Annotated in this window: 9 protein-coding genes; 1 reads left to right on the top strand and 8 read right to left on the bottom strand. The window is 45.6% G+C overall.

All coding sequences use genetic code 11. The annotated features are described in order from the left end of the window. From C233_RS0105370 to C233_RS0105335, 8 genes are all read right to left on the bottom strand, one after another. Positions 1–1,665 carry a glycogen/starch synthase gene (locus tag C233_RS0105370; RefSeq protein ID WP_025068648.1) on the bottom strand — a complete coding sequence of 555 codons (1,665 nt, stop codon included), beginning with the start codon at positions 1,663–1,665 and terminating at the stop codon, positions 1–3. A gap of 497 nt (positions 1,666–2,162) precedes the next feature. After that, on the bottom strand, positions 2,163–2,627 hold the full coding sequence (locus tag C233_RS0105365; RefSeq protein ID WP_018666494.1) for a V-type ATP synthase subunit K: 465 nt from the start codon (positions 2,625–2,627) through the stop codon (positions 2,163–2,165). A gap of 96 nt (positions 2,628–2,723) precedes the next feature. Next, a complete protein-coding gene (locus C233_RS0105360; protein ID WP_018666492.1) occupies positions 2,724–4,538 on the bottom strand; it encodes a V-type ATP synthase subunit I in 1,815 nt (604 codons plus the stop codon). Beyond that, positions 4,535–5,140, bottom strand: coding sequence for a V-type ATP synthase subunit D (locus C233_RS0105355; RefSeq protein ID WP_025068647.1), 606 nt, complete (start codon positions 5,138–5,140; stop codon positions 4,535–4,537). Before C233_RS0105355 ends, C233_RS0105360 begins: the two co-directional genes overlap by 4 nt. A 26-nt stretch (positions 5,141–5,166) precedes the next feature. Continuing rightward, on the bottom strand, positions 5,167–6,495 hold the full coding sequence (locus C233_RS0105350; protein WP_018666488.1) for a V-type ATP synthase subunit B: 1,329 nt from the start codon (positions 6,493–6,495) through the stop codon (positions 5,167–5,169). Positions 6,496–6,638: 143 nt separating this feature from the next. Continuing rightward, complete coding sequence (locus tag C233_RS0105345; RefSeq protein ID WP_026314743.1) at positions 6,639–8,393, bottom strand: V-type ATP synthase subunit A; 1,755 nt, start codon at positions 8,391–8,393, stop codon at positions 6,639–6,641. Positions 8,394–8,411: 18 nt separating this feature from the next. Then, the gene (locus tag C233_RS0105340; protein ID WP_018666484.1) at positions 8,412–9,251 is read right to left on the bottom strand and encodes a DUF2764 domain-containing protein; all 840 of its coding nucleotides are present in this window, start codon (positions 9,249–9,251) and stop codon (positions 8,412–8,414) included. A gap of 14 nt (positions 9,252–9,265) precedes the next feature. After that, positions 9,266–9,856, bottom strand: a complete 591-nt coding sequence (locus C233_RS0105335) for a hypothetical protein (RefSeq protein ID WP_018666482.1) — start codon at positions 9,854–9,856, stop codon at positions 9,266–9,268. 885 nt (positions 9,857–10,741) lie between these two features. Here C233_RS0105335 and C233_RS0105325 point away from each other — a divergent pair. Then, a partial coding sequence (locus tag C233_RS0105325) for an ISAon1 family transposase N-terminal region protein (RefSeq protein WP_018666478.1) occupies positions 10,742–10,995 on the top strand: 254 nt, incomplete at its 3' end.

Here is a 10,995-nt window from a genome sequence, read left to right as displayed (position 1 = left end):
TCAGCCTAACTGGCGTTTCATCGCATTGCGCAATGCCAGGTCGTAGGCTTCATAATAATATTGTATGAAATGCTTCCACAAAGCCTGCTCCGCCACCTGGGCTGCACGCTTCCGGATTCCTTTGATTTCCGCATCCGTCTTTGTAGAGAACAGGGCTATGGTGTCCTTGATGCCGTCTGCCACTTCGGAATAGTTATAGTCCGAACGGTGCAGCACCTCTACTCCGTCGTCGATGCCGTGCCGGTTCTTCAAACCGTTTACCCAAAGTCCGAAACCGGCGAGGTCGGTCGTAATGGTGGGCACATAGAAAGCCACGCTCTCCAGCGGGGTATATCCCCACGGCTCATAGTAGGAAGGATAGACGCTCAGGTCTTCTCCCAATATCAGGTCGTAATAGTGCTTGTTGAGGATGCCGTCTTTACCGTCCAGGTAGCAGGGAACGAAGATTACCTTTACTTTATCTTCGGGGCCGTTGTCCATACCGAGGTATTTCAGCATATCCAATACCTGGTCGTGCGTCATATTGTGCAGCCAGTGGGTGATGAAAGGTACTTCGAGCGGAGTCGTATAGGTTTCTTCTTTCTTCTTCAACCGCTGTTGCAGGTCGTTGCGGGGCTCTCCCACCCAACCGGGAACATTCACGAAAGCCAGTACCTTTTTCTTCAGGTTCTTATCGCGGTTCAAGCGGTTCAACGATTCCAGAAAGACGTCGATGCCCTTGTTCTTGAATTCGTAGCGCCCGCTGGTTCCGACAATGAGCGTATCGTCGCCGAACTCCTGCCCTAAAAGGCAGTTCGCCACACGCAGCATCGTAGAGCGTGCACGCTTGCGCTTGCCGGTGAATGTAGAGCCTTTCGGTACGAAGTCATCTTCGAAACCGTTCATAAGGATTACGTCGGCAGGCTTATCGAGCAGTTCTTTGCATTCGTTATCGGTGATTTGGCTTACGGTAGTGAAGCAGTCCACGTAATGCGCCGTCTGCTTTTCAATGGAGTGCTTGGACTCCATATTCAGCTCGCGCGCCATTTGGTCGCCGTTGTAAGCGAAAAGGTAATCGTATAGCGGCTTGTTGTTGCCTGCGATAGAACGTCCTATCGAGGTGGCATGTGTGGTAAATATCGTAGCAATCTCTGGTACGGCGGTCTGCAAATAGAGTGCAGCCATACCCGTCATCCATTCGTGTGCCTGGAACACTACCCTGTCCGTTTCCGTCAGATTATACCGGTAGAAGCTTTCCACCACTTTTCCGGTGGCGTACGCAAACATGGAGGCTTCATCGTAATCGCCGTAGGCATGCAACGAGTCTACCTGGTAATGCTCCCACATTTCTGTATAAATCTCATTCTTTTGTGCGAAGAAGGGCTGGAAGTCAACCAATATGACGATAGGTTCGCCCGGAATATTCCAGCGACCCACGCGAACGGAGAGGTTATCTTTTTCGACAGCGTATTTTTTCCATGCGGCACAAAGGTTATCGGACTCTATGAATAAGGGGTTCTCTTGTCCTCGCCAGAAGTCCGGCCCTACAAAAAATACTCTATCACGGAATTTTGTCTGCAGTGTGTTTGCTCTGGTAGACAAAACTGTGTAGATACCGCCTACTTTATTACATACTTCCCAGCTCGCTTCGAAGATGTAATTGGGGGTAAGTAGTTCTTTCACCATATATGTTATAATCTCTTTATCATAATTACGGTTGCAAAAGTACATATTATTCTTTGAAAAATAGCCTTTTAATCGAAAAAACTGATTAAATGTGCATAAACAACCGTTTGCATAAATGTTATCGTTAACCACGAAAGCCCCGCCAATACCGGGATAAAGAAGAATAACCCCCCGGCGAAAAAAATACCGAAGAGAAAAGATGCGTAAGAAAAAAACAAGGACTGAATATCCCAAGAGGGTATATCAAAGCTAAACGGGGTATACAAGAAAGTTGCAGATTGTAACGAACAAACATAAAAGAACCGTATCGGACTCTATTTTCGAGTACTGAAGTGACCCCCAAAAGTTTTGTGTCTAACTTTTGGGGTGCACTTCACTCCATTTTCGAGTAATGATACGGTTCTTTTTTATCGTTGCCGGGGGCTATCAGGTTTCAAATTAAAAGCTCATCTTCTTAAAAAATGAGTTTTGCCCCCTTATTTCATTTCGGATATTCTTTATGCAGTCAGTGCACTACCAATCAAGAAGGTAGCAGCCAGGGCTACGATAGCATAAAGCTCGGGGAATACGGCAAGAATCAGCGTATTGCTGAATACGTCGTGTCCCTGGCCGATAGCGGCGATGCCATTGGCGCAAACCTGTCCCTGGCGGATAGCGGAGAACAAGGCTACCAGTCCCAAAGCGATACCTGCACCCAGGATAGCGGCAGCTTGAATAGCAGTCATGCCCGGAGTAAGAATACCGAAAATGGTCTGGAACATAAAGTAACCGGCAAAACCGTACAATCCCTGAGTACCGGGAAGTGCTGTCAGCACCAGGAAATTACCGAACGCGCCATCATTCTTTTTCAATGCACCGATAGCTGCATTACCTGCAATTGTCACACCATAGGCACTACCGATACCCGACAAACCAACCATCACAGCAATGCCAATATAGGCAATCAATAAATTCATTTCCATAATCTTATTCGTTTTTTATTGTTTATATTTTTATTTGTTTCTCTTGATGAAGCCTGCGTCCATTCACGCGTAGCTTTAATTCTTATTTTTTAATTTTTAATTCTTAAACGGCTTGTATTCCTTGCCTCCGCCTTCATATCCGGAATTCTTGAAGAACTCTACAAAGGTCAGACGCATGGGATGTACCATTGCACCGAGCACATTCATAAAGATATTGATAGCATGGCCTATAACGAATATCAGCACCATTACAATCGGTCCGGCAATGACATTATCAGGGCTCATGCCCACTGCAAGGCTATTGAACACTCCTGCAAGGATACCTCCCGAGAGTCCGAGGGCAAACAAGCGCACATACGACAGCACATCGCCGAGCAGCCCCGTAGCCATGTTGTAGGAATCCCAAAAACCGAGTCCGATATTAAGGAATATGTTCTTGCCCGGACTGTTGTAGAGGAATATCATGGCTGCCGCCACAGCAAGGATGCACAGATGCACCGTACCGCCCAACGGCATGATTTCCGGTAATAGGGCTCCTACTCCGCAGGAAATCAGCAGGATAATCCAGCCAATCGTAGCCACGGCATATTTGAACCCGAACTGAATGCTCTGGTTCACCGCTTTCAACACCATACCGAACAGTATCTGTATCACGCCGAGTATCAGCGACAACTGGAACATTGCGTTATTATCCATAAATAGGGTTGCTTTCATCTTCTGGAAGAACGGCAGGTTTATATCGTAGATATTCGCCCCGAAAAACGTGCCCGTCAGCAATCCGCAGAAAAAGGTGGATGCTGCCAGCACTTGTATCAACGAGAGGACGGGCTTCATCGTTGCGCTGATATTCTTGGCAAACAGGCGATACAGGGTTGCTCCCAGGAACAGGAACAATCCGTAACCGGAGTCTCCCAGGCATAAGCCGAAGAACACCATAAAGAAAGGTGCAAAGAAAGGTGTCAAGTCCAGTTCGTTGTACTTCGGCAGCATATAGAGCTTGCATATCGGCTCGAACCATGCAAAGAAGCCTTTGTTATTCAACTGAATAGGTACGTTGTCGCCCGGAACCGGTGAGGAAACCTCGTAATATACATGCTGCGCATCGAGCCATGCGGAAATCTTCCCGACCTGGGAAACCGGCGCCCAACCTTGCAGCAACATCAGCTTCTCTCCTGCCGTAGATTCTGTATTCAGCATTACTTTAGAGAATTCCATGTCGGTATTCACCTCTTTCAAAGCGGCATGCAACGAAGGGAGTTCTTTCTCGGCAAGTACTTTCAGCTTCTCCTCATTATCCGCCAAGGCCTGTTCTGTTTCGTCGCAAAGGATTTGCACGCGTTCCAATGAATAAGGCGGTAGTTTTGCCTGCTCTGCATCCAAATCCACCTCCTCTGCATTTCCGGTTACGGTAACAAAATAGACGCGGGAGGACAAACGGCTAACGACCATTGCATTATAGGTATCTTCCCATGTAGTGTCGTAGTTACCTTCCGAACAGCTATAAAAACCTACTGTCAGTCCGGCATCGTGCAGGCGCGACAGGCTTTCCGGTTCGAAATTGCCCCAGGGCTCCAACGCTGCTTTCTCTTTCTGATAGGCCTGCAACTGTTGTTGCAACTTGTTCTTTTCAGCTTGCAATCCGTCTACTTCGTCCAGCACTTCCATGCCGCGGGCAGCCGAAGCCGGTGTTTCTGCTACCGCCTGCTTGGCAGGTTTCAACGCCTGCAACATCTTCTCTGTTGCTTGCAGGCGACCGGACAGGCGAATGCTATCCTGCAATTCCGTATTGTCGGCAACGCCTTGTTGCTTTTCGGCTATGTGCACTACACCGAGGTCGCGCACACCGTTCAGGAATGCTTCGTACTCCTTATGATATACAAGGAACGTGAGCTTCTTCATTTTCGTAATCATGCTTCTGCCTCCTTCCTTTTCTCTTGGTGGGACTTCATGATTTTCTGCGACGATTTGGAGAGGTTTTCCTCGTCTTCCATAAACCGTTTGATTTTACGCAGTGCATCCTGATAGCCCGGAATCTGTACTTTCTCAAAAAGGTTCACTTTTTGGGTGGTCTTTTTGCGCGCATGTTCCAACAAGTTCAGCTTGGCAACGGTAAATTCCCGTTCAATGGCTGTATGTGCCAGCTCTTTGAGCAAGTGCAGCCCGTCTGCATACCATTTGGGTGCATTGAACAAACTGTAAGGGCGTATCTCGAAATCTACGTTTTCGAGCAACGGCACTCTTACTCCGGCAATTTTCTTCACGCCAAGATGAACATCGTTGACCTTTATCAATGAGGCATCGAACTCATTCCAAAGGGCGAACATGGCTTCATAAGCTTGGATTTCCTTTTCCAACCTCGCATCCAGCGCGGCAGCATCGGCCTTGCAGCGCTTCACCTCCATACGTAGGGCACTCTCCTTATTCTTAATGATAGGAAGCGTTCGCACACGTACTTTCAGTTGCTTTTCCAACTGCTGGAGCGACGTTTTATTATATTGAAACTTAATAGCCACTTCGTTAATAATTAATGATTAGTGATTCAGTTATCTCCTTTAGGCCAAAATTCGTCCACAAGCTCTTTCTTGATATTCACTTCTTCCGGACGGAAATACTTACCGAACAAGCCCCAGGCTACATCGAGCATCTCCGTGGTATCGAGGTTTACATCGATAGCCAATAGTTGGTTGGAGTAATCTTTAGCAAAGGCAAGGGTACGTTCATCGTAGTTCGTCAGGTCGAAACCGTTCTCAAGTTTAGTCTTGGCATTGGCGGCATCGGCATACAAACGTACGGCAGCATTCATCACTTGCGGGTGGTCTTTACGCGTTTTCTTACCGGTAACAAGCTGTTTCAAACGAGACAACGAACGGAACGGGTCAACGATAACCTTACCTATATCGCTATCGCGACGGAGGAATAACTGACCTTCGGTAATATAACCCGTATTATCAGGTACAGCATGTGTAATATCACCGCCGGACAAAGTGGTTACGGCGATAATCGTGATAGAACCGCCACTGGGGAACTGCACTGCTTTCTCGTAAATCTTTGCCAAATCGGAATAGAGCGAACCCGGCATGGAGTCTTTGGACGGAATCTGGTCCATACGGTTGGATACGATAGCCAGCGCATCGGCGTAAGAGGTCATATCCGTTAACAGCACTAATACCTTTTCATTATTATTCACCGCGAAATATTCAGCGGCAGTCAGTGCCATATCCGGAATCAACAGACGTTCCACTGGCGGATTCTCGGTTGTATTCATAAAGCTGACGATACGGTCGAGCGCACCGGCATTGGAGAATACATTCTTGAAGTACAGGTAGTCGTCGTTCGTCATACCCATACCGCCGAGGATAATCTTGTCTGTTTCCGCACGCAAGGCTACGTTTGCCATAACCTGGTTGAAAGGCTGGTCGGGGTCGGCGAAGAATGGGATTTTCTGTCCGGACACCAGCGTATTGTTCAGGTCGATACCTGCGATACCGGTCGCTATCAGTTCGGAAGGTTGTTTACGACGCACCGGATTTACCGACGGACCGCCGATTTCCACTTCTTGTCCTTCAATAGCCGGACCACCGTCGATAGGGTCGCCAAAGGCGTTGAAGAAACGTCCGGCAAGCTGTTCGCTCACTTTAATCGTAGGAGCCTTGCCCAAGAACACGACTTCTGCATTAGTAGGAATACCTTCTGTACCCTCGAAAACTTGCAAAGTCACATCGTCACCGGCAATCTTAACCACCTGGGCCAGCTTGCCGTTTACGGTTGCCAACTCATCATACCCTACCCCCGTAGCCTTCAGCGAACACGTGGCTTTCGTAATCTGAGTAATCTTGGTATATATCTTTTGAAATGCTTTTGTTGCCATTTACTTATTTACTATTTGACAATTTACTATTTACAATTTAATCTCCGCTTGGGTTTTACTATTTTCTATCTACAACTTCACTTCATGTACTTGCATCCGCAAGATAAAATAGTAAATTGTAAATAGTACAATAGTATATCCTCTTAGACTTTGCGTTCTGCCACCAACTCCTGCAACTGTTTGTAGAACTTGTCGTATTCTTCCGATTTGAATTTCGAATAGTTCATCTGCTTGCAGATATTAATCATCTTCTTGAAATAATCCATTACCTCGTTGAAGTTGTCGAACTCAAATTCCGTATGGCAGATGTCGATTACCATGTTCAGGATTTCTTCCTGACGCTCCATAGGGGTTACGGCATCAATCTCATCGAAGGCATCTTGTTGCAGGATTACGAAGTCAATCAATTCAGATTTCCAGAAGATTACGTGATATTCTACGGGTACGCCGTCATCGCCCAGGATATTGATTTGTTCCGCAATTTCCTTACCACGCTGTAAGCGGGTTTTAACCTCATTTACCTTACCAATCCATTCACCGTTGATACGTTTGGATATATAGTCCTCGAATTCTGGATATTCAATGTATTTGGAATACGAGTCAATAGGATTTACGGCAGGATAACGTTTCTTGTCTGCACGGTCTTGCTCAAGTGCGTAGAAACAGCGGGCTACTTTCTTGGTATTTTCCGTTACAGGCTCTTTCAAGTTACCGCCGGCAGGGGACACCGTACCGATAAAAGTAATGGAACCGGTTTCGCCATTATTCAGTTTCACATAGCCGGCACGGCCATAGAAATTGGAAATAATAGAAGACAAGTCCATGGGGAATGCATCAGGACCGGGCAACTCTTCCATACGGTTGGACATCTCGCGCAATGCCTGAGCCCAACGGGAAGTGGAGTCGGCCATCAGCAACACCTTCAACCCCATACTACGGTAGTATTCCGCAATTGTCATAGCTGTGTACACGGACGCTTCGCGGGCAGCTACCGGCATGTTAGAGGTATTGGCGATAATAATGGTACGTTCCATTAGTTTACGTCCCGTATGCGGGTCAACCAGTTCGGGGAACTCCGTAAAGATTTCCACAACCTCGTTGGCACGCTCACCGCAGGCGGCAATAATTACGATATCGGCTTCCGCCTGCTTGGAGATAGCATGTTGAAGCACCGTTTTACCTGTACCGAACGGACCGGGGATAAATCCCGTACCACCTTCCACAATCGGATTGACGGTATCGATTACCCGTACACCGGTTTCCAGCAATTTGAAAGGACGCGGTTTTTCCTTATAGTTCGTCATGGCACGTTTCACAGGCCATTTCTGAATCATATTCACCTTAATATCATTACCTTCTCCGTCAGTCAGGACGGCAATCGTATCTTCAATGCCGTAATCACCTTCCTCTGCGATTGACTTCACGGTACATATGCCTTTCTGTTCGAAAGGAACCATGATTTTCAACGGCTGGAAGTTTTCATCCACTTGTCCCAGCCACGCAGCAGCTTCCACTCGGTCGCCGGCTTTTGCCAAAGGTACGAAATGCCATTTCCTTTCTTTATCCAGCGGATACGTATATTGTCCGCGTTTCAGGAAGACACCGTCCATTTTATCAAGGTCGTTTTGCAGACCGTCATAGTTCTTAGAAAGCATACCGGGTCCCAATGTCACTTCAAGCATGTGTCCGGTAAACTCGGCTTCGGCTCCTACTTTCAGCCCACGGGTGCTTTCAAACACCTGTACGTAAACCTGGGTACCTACCACCTTAATAACCTCCGCCATTAACCTGTCTCCTCCGGTCGAGATATAACAAATCTCGTTCTGTGCCACAGGGCCGTCAACGACGAGGGTTACCATGTTGGCTATTACGCCACTAACAGTTCCTTTTGTTGCCATATAATTATGTAATTTATTTTATCTGAATTCTGCGGGTATCTGCACTTCGTCTTTCAACGCAGCAATAATACTGCGGAACAACTGGCTACCCTTTTCTTTATCCAATGAAATCCAACGCTCTATCATCTCAAGCTGTAGCAAGAAGACAAAAAGGCGCTCTACCGTGAAATAGTCGAAAAAGGTCATCTCCTCCATCCAATTCCACCGTAACTGGTCTATCTTCTTTTCCCGTTCCACCAGTTCTTCCGTTTCACTGATTTTCACCAGTTGGTCCAGCCACTCCACTTCACCGCTCAATCCGAAATCACGGGCACCGGATGTACGCAAGGCTTCACAAATTTCTGTATCTCCTACTATCAGTGGAGCCACATCCATTTTAAACTTCCGTGCCGTCAATGCAACCAATACATTATTAATAATAAGATTAAAGCCGAACCATGCAGATACAAACTTATTTTTGCATTTCATGGCATAGGCATAATAAAGTGCTGCCAGACGGTCTTCATACAAAAAATCATCTTCAGCGGACAAATTGAAGTATTCGGAAATAAAAGTAGACAGGTAAGACGGGAATATACAGTCGGATACCTCACCGCCTTCTTTCAGCAATGAAATATACTCAGCCAGCTCCTCTGCCGAATAATTTCCCCGTGAATCGACAGCAGCATCCTTATCCTTCAATAATTTCAAGACATTCGCATTGTCAAATTGAAGATAAAATAAGTCTATCAACTTTCTATCTTCCTTAGACAAAGCCGGATACAGTTCCGTCTTGAAATCGGCTACCGTATAGCTCAATTTGCTATCCTCTAAGGTGAGTTCGGGCAAACCGGCTACCAAGTAATAATATTTACTCATAATCCTGTGGGGATTTAAAACAACATTTCCACTAATTGCGGACGCAGGAATTCTTTGAAGTAATTCATAAATTCTTCTTCACCGAAGTTCACTTTATAAGAACCGTCAGCCGGCGAAACAGAAAAGAGTGTTTTGATGCCATTCACCTGTTCAATCTTCACCCCCTTATCCAACAACTCTTTTGCCTGGGCAGCAAAGTATTTCTTCAAATTCTCCGCATCCGATGTAGAAATTACGATAGGTTCGTTTACACTCCATTTGGACGCTAACGCCACAATAAAAGCATTGAGGAAATCTTTGTTTACAGCAAATACTTTCACATCGGCATTCACAATCTTATCCGTTACCAAAGTAGCAACCTCAGATTTCAAGGCATTTACTGCCTGACCTGCAAACAGTTTTAACTCTGACTTAGTGTTTTCTGCCAACTCATCAGCAGATTTACGAGCAGTAGCCACAATAGAATCCGCCTCTTTCTGAGCATCCTCTACAATTTTCTTGGCCTCTTCCTGAGCTTTTACGATAAGTTTTTGGGCTTCTTCATTACCTTTTTCCACCCCTTCACGATAAATCTTATCGGTCAACTCTTGAATCTTGTTTTCCATATTTTACAGGAGTTATTATATGATTTATTACAATATTAATTGCATGATTTTTTCCGTCCTTATTAGATTCACGCCAAAATTACGAAAAAGCATTTGATATTAGACAAGAAGAATGAAATAAAAGTAGCCTATTTTCTAAAAAAATATCATTTTTCACCACTTTCTCTTGAAAAATAACAAGATGATGTTACAAAAGAAAGCGTAATATAAGAGCATGGAAACTGTGCAAAAAATGACACAGAAACAAAATCAATTATGCAAAAAGAAACCGTATAGGAAACTACTGTGTGAAAAGAAGCAGCTCAAAGATAAAAAAGCATTACGGAAACAAACCATGTAGGAACCCTCCCGCCATGCTCTATGCCCTATACCATAAACCGGATAAAATCCGACAAAGCGAACCGTAGTTTCAGGCAAAGATAAGATTTTCAAGAATTACACTGTCGTGCACTCAGGCTATGCCGGTCATCAATACAGATTTAAAGGTCTGTCCCCACAAGACATACAAAAGAAGATAAAATGAACAACACTGAAACCGTAATACCACACAGTTCCCTATAACCCCAACAGCGAGTTTGTCCCTGTTGTTCCTCATATACAAGAAAGGAACAGACTGCAACGTAACAACATCCCACAGGCAAGAGCAGCTACTGAAACAAACCGTGTAGGAACCCTCTTATCATACTCTATGCCCTATACCATAAACCGGATAAAATCCGACAAAGCGAACCGTAGTTTCAGGTAAGGCAAAGATTTTTCAAGAATTACACTGTCGTGCACTCAGGCTATGCCAGTCGTCAAGACAGATTTAAAGGGTCAACGTAAAAATCTGAGGAGTATATCTGATAAAATCTTATCTTTGCCTGCAACAACAGCACAGTAATAATGGAAGCTAACGGTTACCGTCTCCTTCTTCCCGAAGGGACCTTGGATTATTTCAACATTTCCGATGTAAAGGAAAGCAGTAGTGAAATCGTGATTTACCTGGAAGAGAAAAATGAGCTTCCCGGTGAGTATTCGAATGTCAAAGTGGAAAGCAAAGGCTTCTACGCTCCTGTGGTGGTTCAGGACTTCCCCGTCCGTGGCAAGCATCTTTTCCTGAATATCCGCCGTCGCCGGTGGATTTTGAAAGACGAGGG

This window comes from Bacteroides gallinarum DSM 18171 = JCM 13658, assembly GCF_000374365.1.
Classification (GTDB): Bacteria; Bacteroidota; Bacteroidia; order Bacteroidales; family Bacteroidaceae; genus Bacteroides; species Bacteroides gallinarum.
Note: the sequence above shows the minus strand (reverse complement) of the source record. Positions and strands in the feature narration are given on the sequence as shown.